The sequence below is a fragment of the Bradyrhizobium sp. 2TAF24 genome (assembly GCF_052115025.1).
Taxonomy (GTDB): domain Bacteria; phylum Pseudomonadota; class Alphaproteobacteria; order Rhizobiales; family Xanthobacteraceae; genus Bradyrhizobium_A.
On sequence record NZ_JBFRFW010000009.1, the window covers coordinates 56,791 to 75,489 of the forward strand.

Genomic DNA, 18,699 nt, shown 5'->3' on the forward strand with positions numbered 1-18,699 from the left:
CGATCTGACGTCGCTGGATCAGCCCGTTTATCGAATTATCGAAGTGCGTCGCGGAGGTTGCCGCGATGTTTCACGGATTTCGAAACGCGAACCACTGGCGCTGATGTTGAATCAGGATATGGTGCGGCTTCGGTTCAGTCCGCGCTGTGAGATCGTGGTGCAATGTCGGTTTATCGGCTGAGCAATCTGCTGTCGCCTCGCTCTGTGGCTCTGGTCGGCGCCTCGCCGCGCGCAGGCTCGCTCGGACGCGCCATCCTCGACAACATCCGCGCTGCGGGCTTCGAAGGCCCGATCGGCGTGGTCAACCCCGGCCATCGCGAGATCGCCGGGTTGCCGACCGTCGGCCGCCTCGCGGACCTTGCCTTCGTTCCCGAACTGGTGGTGATCACCACGCCCGCCGCCGCGATCCCCGGCCTCGTCGCCGAGGCGGGGCAGAAGGGGGCAGCGGGCGCGTTGATCGTCAGCGCCGGCCTTGGCCGCGGCGTGGACTCGCTCAGCGACATGACCGAACGCACGGCGCGCAAGTATGGCATGCGGCTGATCGGTCCGAACTGTCTCGGCATCATGATGCCGAACGCCCGCCTGAATGCCGGCTTTGCCGCGCACATGCCGCAGCCCGGTGGTCTTGCGCTGATCTCGCAGTCCGGTGCCATCGCCGCTGGCATGGTGGACTGGGCGGCGCAGCGCCACGTCGGCTTCTCGGGAATCGTCTCGATCGGCGATCAGCTCGACGTCGATATCGCCGACCTCCTCGACTACTTCGCACTCGATCCGGCGACCCAGGCGGTGCTGCTCTATGTCGAGGCGATCAAGGACGCCCGCAAGTTCATGTCCGCGGCACGCGCGGCGGCACGGATGAAGCCGATCGTCGTGGTCAAGTCCGGACGGATGGCCCAGGGCGCGAAGGCCGCCGCCACCCACACCGGCGCGCTGGCGGGCTCCGATGCGGTCTATGATGCGGCCTTCCACCGCGCCGGCATGCTGCGGGTGTTCGACCTGCGCGAGCTGTTCGACTGCGCCGAGACGCTGAGCCGCGCCAATCCGCCGAGAGGCAAGCGCCTCGCGATCCTGACCAATGGCGGCGGCATCGGCGTGCTCGCGATCGACCGCCTGGCCGAGCTTGGCGGCCTGCCGGCGACGATCTCCGCTGAACTGCGCGCGCAGCTCGATCCGGTCCTGCCGGCGACCTGGTCGAAGGCCAACCCGGTCGACATCGTCGGCGACGCCAACGCCGATCGCTACGTCGCCGCGCTCGGCCCCCTGCTGGCCGACCCCGGCAACGATGCCGTCCTGGTGATGAACGTCCAGACCGCGGTGGCACCCGCCGGCGAGATCGCGACCAGGGTCGCAGACCTCGTGCGCGCCGAACGAACCCGGCGGCTCACGGGCAAGCCGGTACTTGCGGTGTGGGTCGGCGCCAGCGAGGCGGTGTCGGAGACCCTCAGCGCCGCCTCGATCCCGAGCTATCCGACCGAAGACGACGCCGTGCGCGGCTTCATGCATCTCGTGCATCATCGCGACGTGGTGGAGATGCTGTCGGAGGTGCCGCCGAGCCTGCCCGGCGACTTCGTGCCCGACGTTGCGGCGGCGCGCCGCATCGTCGACGCCGCCATCGCGGACGGGCGCCAATGGCTCGACCCGGTCGAGGTGGCGCAGGTGCTCTCGGCCTACCAGATCGCGATGGTGCCGACCGTGCCGGCCGCCGATCCCGACGAGGCGGCGCGGCGGGCCGGGGAATTTTTCGCCCGCGGCGAGACCGTGGTGCTCAAGGTGCAGTCGCGCGACATCGTGCACAAGTCGGACGTCGGCGGCGTGGTGCTGAACCTGACCAACGCCGAGCAGGTCCGCGCCGCTGCGGTTGAAATCCTGGCGCGGGCGAGGGCGAAGCGGCCGGATGCGCGGCTTGCCGGCGTCATCGTGCAGCCGATGGTGGTGCGCTCCAAGGCGCGCGAGTTGATCCTCGGCATCGCCGATGATCCGACCTTCGGCACCGTCATCGTGTTCGGCCGCGGCGGCACCGCGGTCGAGGTCATCAACGACAAGGCGCTGGCGCTGCCGCCGCTCGATCTTCCGCTGGCGCGCAATCTGGTCGGCCGCACGCGGGTGTCGCGGCTGCTGCAGGGCTATCGCGATGTCCCGCCGGCGAAGCCGGACGAAGTGCCGCTGACGCTGGTCAAGCTGTCGCAGCTCGCCGCCGACCTGCCACAGATCCGCGAGCTCGACATCAATCCGCTGCTCGCCGATCATCGCGGCGTGCTGGCGGTGGACGCCCGCATCGCGGTCGGCACGCCGGTGCGCAAGTTCGCGGGGTCCGGCCACATCAACTTCGCGCTGCGGCCCTATCCGTCGGAGTGGCAGCGCACCATCGTCGCCAAGGACGGCTGGCGGCTGCACACCCGGCCGATCCGACCCGACGACGCGCCGCAGATCCGCGACTTGCTCAGCCATGTCACCATGGAGGACCTGCGGCTGCGCTTCTTCGCGCCGATCAAGGAGTTCTCGCACCAGTTCATCGCCCGCCTGACCCAGCTCGACTATGCGCGGGCGATGGCGTTCGTCGCCCTCGACGAGGCGAGCGGCGAGATGGTCGGCGTGGTGCGCATCCACTCCGATTCGATCTACGAGAACGGTGAGTACGCCATCCTGCTGCGCTCCGACATGAAGGGCCGCGGCCTCGGCTGGGCGCTGATGCAGCTGCTGATCGACTATGCGCGGGCGGAAGGGCTTGCCCGGATCTCGGGGCAGGTGCTGCAGGAGAACACCGTGATGCTCGACATGTGCCGCGAGCTCGGTTTCAAGGTCGTGACCGATCCGGCCGACCCTGAACTCTGCGACGTGACGCTGACGCTGAAGCCCGGCAGGTGATGGAGGCCGCCGATGCGCGCGGGCTTGTCCCGCACGCATCCTGTCGCGGCGTCACAGCCGCGTGGTCGAGACCACGCGGAAGGTGTGCAGGGCGCCGTTGTCGCGGATCGATACGTACTCGCCGGCAATGAAGCGCTCGTCGGTGAAATGATAGCCCGCCTCGTCCGGCAGGTGCGTCTCGTCCTCGTAGTGGAACGTCCAGGATCCGCCGGGACGGTGGACAAGATGGCCGGCAGTCTGTTCGCCGCCGGGCCGCAGGCGCACCACGCGGCAGGCCTCGCGATGCTCCTTCCACTGCGCCGGATCGATCCGGCCGTCGGCGCCGAGCGGCGCCAGCAGCACATAGGCGATGCCGTGCTCGCCCTCGGGGTGTCCCGCTTCGCGCGCGAGCTCCAGGCGGATTTGCCGGAAGCTCGGCGGCAGCGAGGCGTTCAGGATCGGCGGCAGGCCGGAGGTCGCATGTGGATGTCGCATGGTGGTGTCTCCTCGCGGCAATTGTCAGCCCGGCTCGGCTTTCGATGCCTTGGGCCTCGTCAGTTGCCGGACGATGGCCGTGAGCAGCGGCACCAGCAAAGGCAGCAGCGCGCCCTCGAGCGGATGGCGCATGAAGCCGCTGACCTCGGCGTGCAGGCCCTGGGCCTCGCTCTGCAGCGCATCGATCGCGCTGTCGTGGATGTCGTTGGCGAGCGCGAGCTCGCGGGCCGCCGGCCCGCGCGATGCCGCCACGAAGATCACCGCGGCGATCACGAAGTTGATGGCGCCGAGCGCGGCAGCGGCGACGATCGCGCTCCAGACCTGGACCAGCGCGAAATAGGCGGCGAGCTCGAGCATCAGCAGGCCGAACGCGGCGATCAGGGCGGCGAATGCCTTCATCCCCAGGCTCACCAGCAGGTGGCGCAGGCGGATGTCGGCGATGATGCGGTCGGCACGCCACAGCGCCCGCAGGTGGCGCGCGATATTTTCGGAATTCACGTTACGCTCTCCTCAGCATGAAACCGACCACGACGCCGAGCGCGAAGGCGGATGCCAGCGTGGTGATCGGACGCTCCGCGACCATCTGTTCCATGTGGCTCTGTTCGCCGGCCAGCGTCTGTCCGAGGTCGTCGAGCGCGGATTTCAGCTGCTTCGACAGATCCTCGAACGTGTCACGGGAGGCGCCGGCGATCTTGTCGCGCCTGTCGCCGATCACGCGGCTGATGTCGTCCTTGAGCGACTGCAGTTCGCTCGTCAGGTCATGTGTCTGCAGCATGAGGTCGGCTCCCGGTCATTGCACGGATCTGGGCACCTTAGCCCGCGGTCTTGCGCTCCCATTGACCTGCGTCAAACGGGCGCGCGGGACCGCGTCACTCGAGGCTTTTGAGAAAAGCCAGCAGATCGTTGATCTGGTCGGGGTCGAGCTGGAATGCCGGCATGGTCGGATGCCCGGTGTAGATGCCTTCGGCGAATGCCTCCGACAGCGTCTCGATCGGGTAGCGCTGATGCAGCGTGCGGAATGGCGGCGCGATCTTCAGCGGGCTGTCCGTCACCTTGTCGATGGAATGACAGCGCGCGCAGTTGGTTCGGGCGAAGGTCTGGCCGCGCTGCGCGGCGGGGGAGGCGGCGAATGCGGGCGTGCCTGCCGGCATGGCCAGGAGACCCGCGAGACCTGCGGCAAGGAGGGCGGTGGAACGGAACGGCATCACGGCGGAGCCTCGCGATTCGGCTGAAGATTCAATGCGCCACCCATATTCCATGGTCGCCACCCCCGCGACTTGACGTGGGTCAATCGCGTGATGGCGGGGCGTTGCCGCCACCTCGATGCGGCCCGGCGGCGCGGGTTTGATCCGGATCAAGGCCGGCGCGGCGCACTGGGGCATAGTGCAATCGAAGCGGAGGTGCGCCATGCTGCTGATCGACACCCTGATTGTGACCGCTGCGTTGCTGTTCATGGTCGCGGTTTTCGCCTGTGCGCTGGTCGGAAAACCGTCGACTTCAGTCATGCCGAATGGCCCGGAATGGCCACGGCGCAAGCGCCGCGCGTTCTGACAGCGCCGTCGCGATCGTCTTGAAGGAATTGCAGAGTGTCGATGAGCGCCGTCGTTCGCCGTCATGCCGAGCGGCAGGTGCCGCGCTATACGTCCTACCCCACCGCCGCCGAGTTCGCGGCCGACGTCAGTCCCCTCGATCATGAGCGCTGGTTGCGGCAGATCGGCACCGATGAGCCGGTGTCGCTGTATCTTCATGTACCGTATTGCAGGGATATCTGCTTCTACTGCGGCTGCCATGCCAAGATGGCCCGTCGTGACGACGTGGTCCGCGACTACCGCGACGCCCTGACGCAGGAGATCGCGACCGTCGCGCGGCTGCGGGCGGCACCGCTGGCGGTGGCGCGGCTGCACTGGGGTGGCGGCACGCCGAGCATTCTCGGCGGCGAGGGGCTGGCCAGGGTGGTCGAGGCGCTCGACCGGCATTTCGTGCTGGCGGCCGATCTCGATCATGCCATCGAGCTCGACCCGCGTTATGTCACCGAGGATCTCGCCCGCCAGCTCGCCGCGCTCCGCGTCTCCCGCGTCAGCCTCGGCGTGCAGGATGTCAATTCGCGGGTGCAGGCCGCGATCGGGCGCGAGCAGCCGACCGTGGTGGTTGCTGCCGCGGTCCACCGGCTGCGCGATGTCGGTATTGACGCGTTCAACTTCGACCTGATCTACGGCCTGCCGCTGCAGACGGTGGAGACGCTGCGCCAGACCTGCCGCACCGTCACAGCCTTCGCGCCCGACCGCATCGCCTGCTACGGCTACGCCCATATGCCCCAGCGCAAGGCCGGCCAGCGCCGGATCGATGCCGCGACGCTGCCGACCAGTGCCGAGCGCCTGGCGCAGGCGGATGCGATCGCGCACGAACTGCTGGCGCAAGGCTATGTGCGAATCGGCTTCGACCATTATGCGCGGCCCGACGATCCGCTGGCGCACGCCGCGGCCGCCGGGACGTTGCACCGCAATTTCCAGGGCTACACCGACGACGATTGCGACACGCTGGTCGGTTTTGGCGCCTCCGCCATTTCGTCGCTGCCCGGCGGTTATGTCCAGAACATCACCGACGTTCCGGCCTATCTGCGTGCGGTCGGCGGCGGCGGGCTGGCGACGGCGCGCGGCTGCCGCCTCACCACGGAAGATCGGGTGCGCGGGCGAATCATCGAACGCCTGCTGTGCCGCTTCAGCGTCGATCTCGATGAAATCGCGCCCGACCAGGGCTTTGCCGATGAACTGGCGCAGCTGCAATCGCTTGCGGCCGATGGCCTGGTGGACGTCGATGGCCGCGTGATCACGCTCAGCGACGAGGGCCGGGCGGTCGCCCGTGTCGTCGCCACGGTGTTCGACACCTATAGCCGCGACCGTCTCGGCCGTTTCAGCGTCGCGGTCTGAGCGCGTCACTCCTTCAACCCAGCCTCATTCAGCAGCGTCTCTTCGTCATCCAGCATCGCGCCTTTTGACTTCGATCAAGTCGGGGGTGGGGGGATTGCTGCTAGGGACAATCGTCCTTCAACCGCGAAGTGCATCACCATGAAACAGACCCATACTGCCAGGTGGATGACGGTTGGCGAGCTCGGCCTCGCGCTGACCTTCGCCCCGCTCGTCCTGCTGTGCATCTTCGCCGCGTCGCGCGCGCACGATGTCGCGTTCCAGTTTCACTCCTGGCTCGGCGCCATCGCCAGCCTGCTCGCAGTGCTCGCGATCTGCTATCGCTACGCCGAGCGGCCGGCGGAGCTGCCGCCGCAGGAGATCAACGGCCGGCCCAACTACAATCTCGGGCCGATCAAGCTCGCCAGCGTCATGGCGATGTTCTGGGGCATCGCCGGTTTCACCGTCGGCCTCCTGATCGCGCTGCAGCTCGCCTATCCGGCGCTCAACTTCGATCTGCCCTGGACGACGTTCGGACGGCTGCGGCCGCTGCACACCTCGGCGGTGATCTTCGCGTTCGGCGGCAACGTGCTGATCGCAAGCTCCTTCTATGTGGTGCAGAAGACGTCGCGGGTGCGCCTCGCGGGTGATCTCGCGCCGTGGTTCGTGGTGCTCGGCTACAACTTCTTCATCCTGATCGCGGGCACCGGCTACCTGCTCGGTGCCACCCAGGGCAAGGAATATGCCGAGCCCGAGTGGTACTCCGACCTGTGGCTGACCATCGTCTGGGTGGTCTACCTGCTGGTGTTCCTGGCGACGGTGATCAAGCGCAAGGAACCGCACATCTTCGTCGCCAACTGGTTCTATCTCGCCTTCATCGTCACCATCGCGGTGCTGCATCTCGGCAACAATCCGGGACTGCCGGTCTCGGTGTTCGGCTCGAAATCCTACATCGCCTGGGCCGGCGTGCAGGATGCCATGTTCCAGTGGTGGTACGGCCACAACGCGGTCGGCTTCTTCCTCACCGCCGGCTTCCTCGCCATCATGTACTATTTCATCCCCAAGCGGGCCGAGCGGCCGATCTATTCCTACCGGCTCTCGATCATCCACTTCTGGGCGCTGATCTTCCTCTACATCTGGGCCGGCCCGCACCACCTGCATTACACCGCGCTGCCGGACTGGGCGCAGACGCTGGGCATGACCTTCTCGGTGATGCTGTGGATGCCGTCCTGGGGCGGCATGATCAACGGCCTGATGACGCTGTCGGGCGCCTGGGACAAGCTGCGCACCGATCCCGTGCTGCGCATGATGGTGGTGTCGGTGGCGTTCTACGGCATGTCGACCTTCGAGGGGCCGATGATGTCGATCAAGGTGGTCAATTCGCTCAGCCACTACACCGACTGGACCATCGGCCATGTCCACTCCGGTGCGCTCGGCTGGGTCGGCTTCGTGTCGTTCGGCGCGCTGTACTGCCTCGTGCCCTGGCTGTGGAACAAGAAGGGGCTGTACAGCCTGAAGCTGGTCAACTGGCACTTCTGGATCGCGACCATCGGCATCGTGCTTTACATCTCGGCGATGTGGGTGTCCGGCATCCTGCAGGGCCTGATGTGGCGCGCCTATACCTCGCTCGGCTTCCTCGAATACTCCTTCATCGAGACCGTCGAAGCGATGCATCCCTTCTACGTGATCCGCGCCGCGGGTGGCGCCCTGTTCGTGATCGGTTCGCTGATCATGGCCTACAACCTCTGGATGACGGTTCGCGTCGGCGAAGCATCCGAGGTCGAGGCGTCGCCGCTCGTCGCCCTGCATCCTGCTGAATAGAGGCCGACCCATGTCGTTCTGGAAACGTCATCAGATCTTCGAGAAGAACTCGATCATTCTTCTCGTCGGCATCCTGCTGGTGATCGCGATCGGTGGTCTCGTCGAGATCACCCCGCTGTTCTACCTCAAGAGCACCATCGAGAAGGTCGAGGGCATGCGGCCCTATACCCCGCTCGAGCTCGCTGGGCGCAACATCTATGTCCGCGAGGGCTGCTATCTCTGCCATTCGCAGATGATCCGGCCGCTGCGCGACGAGGTCGAGCGTTACGGGCACTACTCGCTCGCCGCGGAGAGCATGTACGACCATCCGTTCCAGTGGGGCTCCAAGCGCACCGGACCGGACCTCGCCCGTGTCGGCGCCAAGTATTCCGACGAGTGGCATGTCACCCACCTCAAGGATCCGCGGTCGATCGTGCCGAAGTCGGTGATGCCGCCTTACGCGTTCCTGGCCGAGACCGAGCTCGATGCGTCGACGATCGCCGATCACCTGCGCACCAACCGCGCGGTCGGCGTGCCCTATACCGACGAGCAGATCGCCAACGCGGCTGCCGACCTCAAGGCCCAGGTCGACCCCGACAGCGCCGACTCCGATGCGTTCGCCAAGCGCTATCCCAAGGCGGTGGTTCGCAACTTCGACGGCAAGCCGGGGCAGCCGACCGAGATGGATGCGCTGGTGGCGTACCTGCAGATGCTAGGCACGCTCGTCGACTTCAAGCTCTACAACGAAAAAGCCAACCTGCGCTGAGAAGGCCGCATCATGAAAGCCATCCTGACGGTCCAGAACCTCGCCTCGGATTTCGTCGTGACCTGGTGGACGCCGGTGTTCGTCGGAGTCTTCATCGCCATCGTCGCCTACGCGCTGCGGCCGCGCAACAAGGCGCTGTTCGACGCAGCCGCCAAGATGCCGCTGCGGGAGGATTGAAATATCATGAGCGAGCATCACGAAGAGTTCGACGCCGTATCCGGCAAGACCACGACCGGTCATGCCTGGGACGGCATCAAGGAGCTGAACACGCCGCTGCCGCGCTGGTGGGTGACCACCTTCATCGCCAGCATCATCTGGTCGTTCGGCTACTGGGTGGTCTATCCGGCCTGGCCGATGATCCAGGGCTACACCACCGGCGTGATCAATTATTCCTCGCGCGCCGATGTCGCGGTCGAGCTCGCCAATCTCGGCAAGCTGCGCGGCGAGAAGATGGCGGCGCTGGGTACCGCGCCGCTGGCCGAGATCGAGAAGGATCCGGCGCTGCTGGCGCTCGCCCGCGCCCAGGGCAAGGCGGCATTCGGCGACAACTGCGCGCCGTGTCACGGCAGCGGTGCTGCGGGTGCCAAGGGCTTTCCCAACCTCAACGATGACGACTGGCTGTGGGGCGGCACCGTCGAGCAGATCATGCAGACCATCGAGTTCGGTGTGCGATCGGGCCATGCCAAGGCCCATGAGGGCACCATGCTGGCGTTCGGCCGCGACGGCATCCTCAAGAAGGATGAAATCGTCACGGCGGCGAACTACGTGCGGTCGCTGTCCGGCCTTGCCACCGACAAGGGCTTCGATGCCGCGGCCGGCCGCAAGATCTTCGCGGAGAACTGCGCGTCCTGTCATGGCGCCGACGGCAAGGGCAGCCAGGAGTTCGGCGCGCCCAATCTGACGGACCAGATCTGGCTTTATGGATCGGACGAGGCGACCCTGATCGAGACCATCACCAATGGCCGCGGCGGCGTCATGCCGGCCTGGACCAGCCGGCTGGACCAGCCGACCATCAAGGCACTGGCGGTGTACGTCCACTCGCTGGGCGGCGGCAAGTAGCAGTGGCGGCGCGGCGGCATTCCGCCGCGCCGCTTTTTTGAGCTGGATCAACACCCGGCCGGCAGCTTCCGGCCATCCTGATCCAGCCAGTACCACCGGACTTCCGATGAACAAGATGATACGTCCCGACGAAGCGGAGCCCGACGAAGACGGACCGCTGTATGCGGCCCACAAGAAGGTCTATCCGCAGTGCGTTTCAGGCACTTTCCGCAGCATCAAGTGGCGGCTGATGGCGGTCTGTCTCGGCGTCTACTACCTGCTGCCGTTCGTGCGCTGGCATCGCGGGCTCGGAGCGCCAGACCAGGCGGTGCTGGTCGATCTGCCCAACAGCCGCTTCTACTTCTTCTTCATCGAGCTGTGGCCGCAGGAGGTGTACTACTTCACCGGCCTCTTGATCGTCGCCGCCATGACGCTGTTCCTGATGAACGCGCTCGGTGGCCGCATCTGGTGCGGCTATCTCTGCCCGCAGACGGTGTGGACCGACCTGTTCTATGCGGTGGAGCGCCTCGTCGAGGGCGACCGCCGCGAGCGCATGAAGAAGGACGAGGCCGACTTCACCCTGCGGCGATTCTTCGAGGTCACCGCCAAGCACTCGATCTGGCTGCTGATCGCGTGGTGGACCGGCGGCGCCTGGGTGCTGTACTTCGCCGATGCGCCGACCCTGGTGAAGGAGCTTCTGACCTTCCAGGCGCCGATGGTTGCCTATGTCTGGATCGGCATCCTCACCTTCACGACCTACGTGCTCGCCGGCCACATGCGCGAGCAGGTCTGCGTCTACATGTGTCCGTGGCCGCGTATCCAGGCGGCGTTGACCGACGAATGGGCGCTCAACGTCACCTACAAGTATGATCGCGGCGAGCCGCGCACGTCGGTGAAGAAGGCGGCCGAGGCGCGCGCCCATGGGCAGGTGGTCGGCGACTGCGTCGATTGCCGGCAGTGTGTGGCGGTCTGCCCGACCGGCATCGACATCCGCGATGGCGCCCAGCTCGACTGCATCCAGTGCGGGTTGTGCATCGACGCCTGCGACACCGTCATGGCCAAGATCGGCCGGCCGTCACGGCTGATCGGCTATGACAACGACATCAACATCCAGCGCCGCATGGCGGGCAAAACGGACGTGTTCCGGCCGCTGCGCGCGCGCACCATGGTCTATGCCGGGCTGATCGTCGGCGTCGGTGCCATCATGCTGTATGCGCTGGCGACGCGGGTGCTGCTCGACGTCAGCGTGCTGCATGATCGCAATCCGGTCGCGGTGCGCCTCAGCGACGGCTCGATCCGCAATGCCTACACCATTCGCCTGCTCAACAAGCGGGCGTTCGACCAGGTTGTCGCCATTGATGTCGATGGCGTATCGGGCGCGACGCTGCATGTCGTCGGCTTCGACGCCATCACCCAGGATCGTCCGGCGATCGTGCTCGGCCGCGACCAGACCACCGAAGTGCGGGTACTGGTGACGGCGCCGGGCGGTGCACTGCCGAAATCCTCGCCTGTCACGTTCCATGTCACCGATATCGGCCTCGGTGAGGTCGCGTCCGCAACCGACAATTTCGTCACGCCGTGACCACGGGAGTAGCGCCCATGTCCCGATCGACATCGCCATCCATCTCGCCGCCCGCACCGGCCCGTCCGCTGACCGGCCGTGTGGTGCTGGTGATGGTCGTGGCCTTCTTTGCCGTGATCATCAGTGTCAACGTGGTGATGATGACGCTTGCGGTGAAGACGCTGCCGGGTACCGAGGTGGACAGCGCCTATCGCGCCAGCCTTGCCTATGGCGGCGAGATCAAGGCGGCGGAGGCCCAGGCGCAGCGGCAGTGGCGGGTCGGCGCGCACGTCGCGCGCGAGGCGGACGGTGGTGCCGCGCTGCAGGTCGAGGCGCTGGACCGCGACGGCGCTCCGCTCGACGGCATCGCCTTCTCCAGCCGCCTGGAGCGGCCTGCCGACCAGAATGGCGACCGTGTGGTCGTGCTCACGGGGATCGGCCAGGGGCGTTACCGCGGCCGCGTCGCCGATGTCGGTCCAGGGCAATGGGATCTCGTGATCGAGGGCGAGCGGGCCGGAGAGCGGGTGTTCCTGTCGCGCAACCGGGTCGTTCTGAACTAGCGGGGCGTGTGATGGAGCTGGTGCGGGACTTCTCCCATTACGTCAAGGATGCGGCGCCAGGCGTCGCTCATCTCGACCTCGCGGTCGAGGGCGTGAGCTGCGCCGGCTGCATGGCGAAGATCGAGCGCGGCATCGGCGACATTCCCGACGTGACGCTGGCGCGGCTCAACCTCACCGATCGACGTCTCGCGGTGGAGTGGCGCAAGGGCGCGCTTGACCCGGCGCGGCTGGTCGATCGGCTGGCCGAGCTCGGCTACAAGGCCTATCCGTTCGAGCCGGTGCGCGCGGAAGTCGAGGAGGTCGAGCAGTCGCGCTTCCTGCTGCGTTGCCTCGGCGTCGCGGCATTCGCGTCGATGAATGTCATGATGCTGTCGGTCCCGGTGTGGTCGGGCAATGTCAGCGACATGCTGCCGGAGCAGCGCGATTTCTTCCACTGGCTGTCGGCGCTGCTGGTGCTGCCGGCGGCCGCTTACGCCGGGCAGCCGTTCTTCCTGTCGGCGTTCCGCGCGCTGCGCGCGCGTAGCGTCAACATGGATGTCCCCATCACTATCGGCGTGGTGCTGGCGCTCGGCATGTCGCTGGTGGAGACCGCGACCCATTCGCACCATGCCTATTTCGACGCCGCGATCATGCTGCTGACCTTCCTGCTGGTCGGGCGCTACCTCGACCAGAACATGCGGCGGCGGACGCGGGCGGTCGCCGGTAACCTCGCGACCCTGAAGGCCGAGCACGCCACCAAGTTCGTCAGCGATACCGAGATCCGCGAGGTGCCGGTGGCGGCGATCCGGGCCGGCGATCTCGTGCTGCTGCGGCCGGGCGAGCGCTGCGCCGTCGACGGCACCGTGATCGAAGGCCGCTCCGAGATCGACCAGAGCCTGATCACCGGCGAGACGCTGTACGCGCCGGCGGGGCCGGGCACCGCCGTCTATGCCGGCACGATGAACGTCTCCGGCACGCTGCGCATCCGCGTCGCGGCGGCCGCGGAAGGAACGCTGCTCGACGAGATTTCGCGCCTGCTGGAGCACGCGCTGCAGGCGCGTTCGCGCTACATTCGGCTCGCGGACCGCGCGTCGCGGCTCTATGCGCCGGTGGTGCATGTCACCGCGCTGCTCACCATGCTGGGCTGGCTGGTCCTCGGTGCGTCCTGGCACGATGCCATCGTCACCGCGATCGCGGTGCTGATCATCACCTGTCCATGTGCGCTCGGGCTTGCCATTCCGACCGTGCAGACCATTGCCGCCGGAGCCTTGTTCCGGGCCGGCGTGTTGCTCAATACCGGCGATGCCATCGAGCGGGTGGCCGGCGTCGACACCATCGTGTTCGACAAGACCGGCACGCTGACCCTGCCGGAGCTTGATGTGGTCAATACCGCGCAGTTGCCGCCCGACGTGCTGGCGCTGGCGGGGCGCCTCGCCCTGGCGAGCCGTCATCCGGTGGCCGCCGCGGTGGCACGGGCGTCGCAGGCACGCGCGCCGCTGCCTGGCATCGTCGAGGAGCCGGGGCAGGGCGTGCGCGGCACCCTGTACGGCGTCGAGGTGCGGCTCGGCAGTCCGGCTTTTTGCGGTGCCGAGGCCGAGGCGGCGAGGCTGCTTGCCGCGGATCCGGAAGTTTCAGTGGTCGCCTTCCGTCAGGGCGAGGTGCGGCACGTGTTCGCGGTGCGCCAGCGGTTGCGGCCCGATGCCGCAGCTGTCGTCGCAGGCCTGCTCCAGCGTGGCATCGCGGTTGAGATCCTGTCGGGCGACCGCGCGGCGGCGGTGCGCCATGCGGCGCAGGGACTCGGAATTTCGACATGGCGGGCGGAGCTGACGCCTGCGGACAAGATCGCCCGGATCAAGGCGCTCGGCCAGGAAGGCCGCACCGTGATGATGGTTGGCGACGGCCTCAACGATGCTCCGGCGCTCGCCGCTGCAGCCGTCTCGATGTCGCCGGTCAGCGCCACCCATCTCAGCCAGGCTGCGGCCGATCTGATCTTTCTCGGCAAACCGCTGGCGCCGGTGGTGGCGGCGTTCGATCTGTCGCGCAACGCCCTGCATCTGATGCGGCAGAACCTGTGGCTGGCCATCGGCTACAATGTGCTGGCGGTTCCGGTCGCCATCGCCGGACTGACCACGCCGCTGATCGCCGCCGCGGCGATGAGCGGCTCGTCGATCCTGGTGATGCTCAATTCGCTGCGGGCTCGCCGCGCTAATCGGGAGATGGTGTAATGGAGGTCCTGGTCTATCTCGTGCCGCTCGCGCTGATGCTCGGCCTGCTCGGGCTCGCAGGCTTTCTGTGGTCGCTTCGCAACGGCCAGTATGATGATCTCGAGGGCGCGGCCTGGCGCGCCATCGCCGACGATGAGCCGGCGGGAGATGCCCACTAGGGCGTTTTCGGGCAGAACCTGCCTGCGCACGTGATCCGTGGAGCGTCGAACGCACTCTGGACGCCCGCCTCGGGCGCGTGCGCTTTTGTTCGACGGTATCGGCTTGATGGCAACCCATTCATAGTCAGCCAATTCGCGGTGCATGATTCGAGCCCCGGTTTGGGAGTTTGAAACACGGCGATCTGGCCGAAAACGACGTCCGTAACTGTCCTGGTACGGCGATCACGGACAGGAGCGGACATCCGCCAGCCCAAAATTCCCGCCGAAACCGTCGAGAACGATCCGGAGTCGACCTCGCCAGATCGTGTTGCGATAGCAACTAGAGGTTGACTGTTTCCAGCGCTACTTAATAGGCTCGCGCTTCGGATTGAGCGGACAAGGGAGGATCAAAGTATCCGCATTTGCCCGTGACAAAATGCGGGGCTGCATCAGGCCCGCCGTGAAGGATCAGAATGACTCACGCCGATGACCTGTCAGCCTATGCGACCTTCGGCCGAAGTGATTGGGCGGCACTACGTTCCGGCACCTTGCCGACCCTCTCCGATACCGACCTCTCGGCACTTCGTGGTTTGAGCGAGCCCATCACATCTGCGGAGGTTGCCGACGTCTACTTGCCACTCACGCGCCTACTGAATTTGCATTTTTTGGCTGCGCGCAACCTCATGCACGTCAAGGCGAAGTTTCTCGGCCGGCCGGCGCGGAGTTCACCCTACATTATCGCGCTGGCAGGGAGTGTTGCGGTCGGCAAGAGCACCTTTGCCCGTGTGCTTTGTGCGCTTGTGGCCCGCTGGGCAGATCGTCTTCGCGTCGAGCTGGTTACGACTGACGGCTTTCTGCATTCCAACGATGTTCTGGAGGAACGTGGGCTCATGCGACGGAAGGGCTTTCCTGAGAGTTACGACCTCCCGCGGATGTTGCGCTTCCTCTCGGCTGCAAAGGCGGGTGAACATGAGCTAGAACTGCCTGTGTATTCGCATCTGATTGGCGATATCATGTCTTCAGAACGTCAGGTCGTCCAGCAGGCTGACGTCTTGGTTTTCGAGGGCCTGAACGTGCTGCATGCGCGCGGCGCAGCACCTGTCGTGGTCTCCGACTTTTTCGACTTTTCGATCTATCTCGATGCAGAGGAAGCTGACATCCAGTCCTGGTATGTCGAACGCTTTCTTGGCCTACAGCGAACGGCTTTCCGGAACCCAGCTTCATACTTCCACCACTACAGGGACCTTCCACCGAAAGACGCGCGCGAGGTTGCCGACAGATTGTGGCGTGAGCATCATCGCGCCAATTTACGAGAGAATATTCAACCTACGCGTACCCGAGCCGATGTTGTGCTGCGCAAGCGCTCAGACCATTCGGTTGGTGAAGTCTGGTTGCGAGAAGCGTAAGTCTCGTTCTGGCTCGTCGTAGGCGACGAGATCGACGTGCCTGCGATGGTCGCCGCAGCGATCGAATGCGTTGAAGATTTTACGGCTTCTTTCAATGCTCGTAACCTTGAGGGCATGGACGCGAGGCTACGTTTTCCTCACATCTTCCTTTCTGGCGAGCAATTCGCCCTCTGGGGCAAGCTAGTGCAATTGCCATCGGCCTTTTTTGACGATCTCTCCAAGTCAACCGGCTCGAATACACTCGCAACCGGTGGGATGGTTCGGTGATAACCAGCCATCGAAATCTTTGGATTGTGACGTTCGAGCTAGAACGTTGGAGTACCAAGCAACGATCATACTGAATGCGATTTCGGCTTTTTAGCCCATCGCGACATGTTTGCGCCGCGCACGAACTTGGTCGCTGCAGGGGCAAAGCAGATGTAATCCCCGTCGCGCCACTGGCCGGCCTTACGGACACACGGCCTAGTACAGCGGCCGACCGCGCCACAGGTGCAGCGCGACGAAGGCATGTCCGCTAAGGGCCAGGAGTGGTCCGCCTCGGATTGAGGAGGGACAAAAGCGAACCTCAAAAAAGACTTGTCGCGCAATATTTCAATCAGGGGTTGTTAACCAGGCACCCCTTAATAAGGGGTGAACGGCTGCCCACAGAAGCCTTCGGTGCATGGCAGACTGCTAATTTCCGGCAAACAACCGATGATGAGCGCCATACCCCGGCCAAAACAACCTGAACGGTGGCGGCACAAGCTCATCTCCAGTCTGCTCTATGGGCATAACGTCGACCGCGCCACGAAGGCGCGCGCGTGTCGGCCTTGTCATGCTGGCCTTTGCGGCGGTCTACACCCTGATCGGCGGCCGGCTCGTGATGGTCACGATCGGCGCCGACGTCCATGGTGCGCGGGGCGCCGCCTCGCAGGAAGTGGTCGCGACCGCGCGGCCGGACATCGTCGACCGTAACGGCGAGATCCTCGCGACCGACGTCAAGGCCGCCAGCATGTTCGGCGAGCCACGCCGCATCATCGACAAGGACGAGGCGATCGAGCTGCTGACCGCGACCGTGCCCGACCTCGACGAGACCGAGGTGCGCGAGCGCCTATCCTCGCGCAAGAGCTTCGTCTGGCTGAAGCGCGAAATCACGGCGAAGCAGCAGCAGGACATCCATAAGCTCGGCCTGCCCGGCATCGGCTTCCTGCGCGAGAACAAGCGCGTCTATCCCACCGGAAACGAGGTCGCCCACCTCATCGGTCTCGTCAACATCGACAACCAGGGCATCGCCGGTCTGGAGAAGTGGCTCGACAATCAGGGCCTCGCCGATCTCCACCGCGCCGGCTTTGCCACCGACGGGCTGCAGAAGCCGATCGAGTTGTCGGTCGATCTGCGCGTCGAGCACGCGCTACGCGACGAGCTCCTGAAGGCCAAGGACAAGTTTCACGCCAAAGCCGCCTCCGGCCTCGTGACCAACGTTAGCACCGGCGAGATCATAGCGATGGTATCGTTGCCGGACTTCGATCCGAACAATCCGAAGGAAGTGCACGACCCCGACCGCATCAACCGCCTGACCACCGGCGTCTACGAGATGGGCTCGACCTTCAAGGCCTTCACGCTGGCGATGGCGCTCGACACCGGGAAGTACGGCCTCGATTCGTTGTGGGACGCGCGCGAACCGCTGCACTACGGCAAGTTCGCGATCCATGATGACGAGCCGAAGGGTCGCTTCCTGACGATGAAGGAGGTCTTCACGTTCTCCTCCAACGTCGGCGCGGGGCGGATCGCGCTGTCGCAGGGCGTGGAGGCGCACAAGGCGTTCCTGCACAAGATGGGTCAGCTCGATCGGCTGCGTACGGAATTGCCCGAGAGCGCGTCGCCGATCCTGCCGCGACGTTGGAGCGATTTGAACACCATTACCATTGCGTTCGGCCACGGTATGGCGGTGGCGCCGCTACAGGCGGTGATGGGCGTCAGTGCGCTGGCGAACGGCGGCCTTCTGATTCCCCCGACCTTCCTTAAGCGCTCCGAGGAGGAGGCACGGGCGGTCGCAAAGCGCGTGATCAAGCCCGAGACCTCCGACAAGATGCGGTTCCTGATGCGGCTGAATGCAGAGATCGGCACCGCCAAGAGGGCGAATGTTCCCGGTTACTACATCGGCGGCAAGACCGGCACTGCGGAAAAGGTGGTCAATGGCCGCTATGCCAAGAAGCGGGTGCTGACGGCGTTCACTGCCATCCTGCCGGCGGACAAGCCGAAATATCAGCTCCTGATCATGCTTGACGAGCCGCAGCCGCTGAAGGAGACCTACGGCCAGATCGCGTCGGGCTGGAACGCCGTTCCGACCGCGGGCAATGTCATCGCCCGTATCGGACCGCTTCTCGGCATCGAGCCTCGCTACGACCTGCCGCCTGCGGACCGCCTTATTCTTGCGGCTTCAACAACGCGCCATCAGGAAAAGAGCGCGACAGCGGCGCATTGATGAGTCCGCGGTGCTGGCGATTGCGCTCGTTAACAAGCTCGCCCGGATCGCCTGCGCCGGACCATCGTGAGGACAGCTCGCGCTGCGCTCCCACGGCTGTGATGTCTCTCGCAGCGAGCGCGATGCCCGCTATGGGCGTAATCTCGGAAGTAGATTCTCGAATGTTGGTGATCCGCGAAGAGCCATTTGCAGACGTTCCCGGCTGGTCCGGGCTATGTCTGCCCTACGCCTGGAAGCGGACAATCCCGGATTTATGAGTGCACGCCCTAGAATTTATATTTGCGAGTGGTCCTTTAATTCCAACATTCGCAAAGCGCCGTCTGAAACGGCTGCGAATGTTAGAATTGGACCACTAGTACAACGGTCGACCGCGCCACAGGTACAGCGCGACGATGGCCAGGGCGATCGACAGGTTGATGGCCAACACCACCATGCGCCGGGTTGCGGGCCGCATGCGGCGCTGCAGCGCGCTGCCGGTCAGCAGGGCCTTCAAGGCGGCCTTTCCCTTCATCACCCTGCCT

General features: G+C 65.5%; 18 protein-coding genes and 1 pseudogene. 14 read left to right on the forward strand and 5 right to left on the reverse strand.

Features of this window, described 5'->3' with window-relative positions; genetic code table 11:
• The first annotated feature begins 162 nt into the window (after positions 1 to 162).
• Positions 163 to 2,865 carry a bifunctional acetate--CoA ligase family protein/GNAT family N-acetyltransferase gene (locus AB4Z37_RS15500; RefSeq protein WP_441517634.1) on the forward strand — a complete coding sequence of 901 codons (2,703 nt, stop codon included), beginning with the start codon at positions 163 to 165 and terminating at the stop codon, positions 2,863 to 2,865.
• Positions 2,866 to 2,916: 51 nt separating this feature from the next.
• Here the strand turns inward: AB4Z37_RS15500 and AB4Z37_RS15505 are convergent, their stop codons facing one another.
• From AB4Z37_RS15505 to AB4Z37_RS15520, 4 genes are all read right to left on the reverse strand, one after another.
• Positions 2,917 to 3,339, reverse strand: coding sequence for a hypothetical protein (locus AB4Z37_RS15505; protein ID WP_441517635.1), 423 nt, complete (start codon positions 3,337 to 3,339; stop codon positions 2,917 to 2,919).
• A 24-nt stretch (positions 3,340 to 3,363) separates the two neighbouring features.
• On the reverse strand, positions 3,364 to 3,837 hold the full coding sequence (locus tag AB4Z37_RS15510) for a phage holin family protein (protein WP_441517636.1): 474 nt from the start codon (positions 3,835 to 3,837) through the stop codon (positions 3,364 to 3,366).
• 1 nt (position 3,838) lies between these two features.
• Positions 3,839 to 4,114 carry a hypothetical protein gene (locus tag AB4Z37_RS15515; protein WP_441517637.1) on the reverse strand — a complete coding sequence of 92 codons (276 nt, stop codon included), beginning with the start codon at positions 4,112 to 4,114 and terminating at the stop codon, positions 3,839 to 3,841.
• Positions 4,115 to 4,208: 94 nt separating this feature from the next.
• Positions 4,209 to 4,544, reverse strand: coding sequence for a c-type cytochrome (locus AB4Z37_RS15520; RefSeq protein WP_441517812.1), 336 nt, complete (start codon positions 4,542 to 4,544; stop codon positions 4,209 to 4,211).
• A 202-nt stretch (positions 4,545 to 4,746) separates the two neighbouring features.
• Here AB4Z37_RS15520 and AB4Z37_RS15525 point away from each other — a divergent pair, with 202 nt between their 5' ends.
• From AB4Z37_RS15525 to AB4Z37_RS15585, 13 genes and pseudogenes are all read left to right on the forward strand, one after another.
• Entirely contained in the window at positions 4,747 to 4,890 is a 144-nt protein-coding gene (locus AB4Z37_RS15525) for a hypothetical protein (RefSeq protein WP_441517638.1), read from the forward strand.
• 41 nt (positions 4,891 to 4,931) lie between these two features.
• On the forward strand, positions 4,932 to 6,266 hold the full coding sequence (gene hemN / locus AB4Z37_RS15530) for an oxygen-independent coproporphyrinogen III oxidase (protein ID WP_441517639.1): 1,335 nt from the start codon (positions 4,932 to 4,934) through the stop codon (positions 6,264 to 6,266).
• Positions 6,267 to 6,431: 165 nt separating this feature from the next.
• Positions 6,432 to 8,063, forward strand: a complete 1,632-nt coding sequence (ccoN, locus tag AB4Z37_RS15535) for a cytochrome-c oxidase, cbb3-type subunit I (RefSeq protein ID WP_441517813.1) — start codon at positions 6,432 to 6,434, stop codon at positions 8,061 to 8,063.
• A gap of 10 nt (positions 8,064 to 8,073) precedes the next feature.
• Positions 8,074 to 8,808, forward strand: a complete 735-nt coding sequence (ccoO, locus tag AB4Z37_RS15540; RefSeq protein WP_441517640.1) for a cytochrome-c oxidase, cbb3-type subunit II — start codon at positions 8,074 to 8,076, stop codon at positions 8,806 to 8,808.
• Between the two features lie 12 nt (positions 8,809 to 8,820).
• The gene (locus AB4Z37_RS15545; protein ID WP_441517641.1) at positions 8,821 to 8,985 is read left to right on the forward strand and encodes a cbb3-type cytochrome c oxidase subunit 3; all 165 of its coding nucleotides are present in this window, start codon (positions 8,821 to 8,823) and stop codon (positions 8,983 to 8,985) included.
• A gap of 6 nt (positions 8,986 to 8,991) precedes the next feature.
• Positions 8,992 to 9,867, forward strand: coding sequence for a cytochrome-c oxidase, cbb3-type subunit III (gene ccoP / locus AB4Z37_RS15550; RefSeq protein WP_441517642.1), 876 nt, complete (start codon positions 8,992 to 8,994; stop codon positions 9,865 to 9,867).
• Positions 9,868 to 9,973: 106 nt separating this feature from the next.
• Positions 9,974 to 11,428 (forward strand): cytochrome c oxidase accessory protein CcoG, encoded by a 1,455-nt coding sequence (gene ccoG, locus AB4Z37_RS15555; protein WP_441517643.1) that lies wholly within the window; start codon positions 9,974 to 9,976, stop codon positions 11,426 to 11,428.
• A gap of 17 nt (positions 11,429 to 11,445) precedes the next feature.
• The gene (locus tag AB4Z37_RS15560; protein WP_441517644.1) at positions 11,446 to 11,967 is read left to right on the forward strand and encodes a FixH family protein; all 522 of its coding nucleotides are present in this window, start codon (positions 11,446 to 11,448) and stop codon (positions 11,965 to 11,967) included.
• Between the two features lie 11 nt (positions 11,968 to 11,978).
• Positions 11,979 to 14,171 (forward strand): heavy metal translocating P-type ATPase, encoded by a 2,193-nt coding sequence (locus AB4Z37_RS15565; protein ID WP_441517645.1) that lies wholly within the window; start codon positions 11,979 to 11,981, stop codon positions 14,169 to 14,171.
• The gene (gene ccoS, locus AB4Z37_RS15570) at positions 14,171 to 14,329 is read left to right on the forward strand and encodes a cbb3-type cytochrome oxidase assembly protein CcoS (protein WP_441517646.1); all 159 of its coding nucleotides are present in this window, start codon (positions 14,171 to 14,173) and stop codon (positions 14,327 to 14,329) included. Before AB4Z37_RS15565 ends, ccoS begins: the two co-directional genes overlap by 1 nt.
• 452 nt (positions 14,330 to 14,781) lie before the next feature.
• Positions 14,782 to 15,714 (forward strand): type I pantothenate kinase, encoded by a 933-nt coding sequence (gene coaA / locus AB4Z37_RS15575; RefSeq protein ID WP_441517647.1) that lies wholly within the window; start codon positions 14,782 to 14,784, stop codon positions 15,712 to 15,714.
• A 36-nt stretch (positions 15,715 to 15,750) separates the two neighbouring features.
• A complete protein-coding gene (locus tag AB4Z37_RS15580; protein ID WP_441517648.1) occupies positions 15,751 to 15,981 on the forward strand; it encodes a hypothetical protein in 231 nt (76 codons plus the stop codon).
• Positions 15,982 to 16,407: 426 nt separating this feature from the next.
• Positions 16,408 to 18,178, forward strand: a pseudogene (locus tag AB4Z37_RS15585) (peptidoglycan D,D-transpeptidase FtsI family protein).
• Positions 18,179 to 18,530: 352 nt separating this feature from the next.
• Here AB4Z37_RS15585 and AB4Z37_RS15590 read toward each other — a convergent pair.
• Entirely contained in the window at positions 18,531 to 18,689 is a 159-nt protein-coding gene (locus tag AB4Z37_RS15590) for a hypothetical protein (protein ID WP_441517649.1), read from the reverse strand.
• Positions 18,690 to 18,699 lie beyond the last annotated feature (10 nt).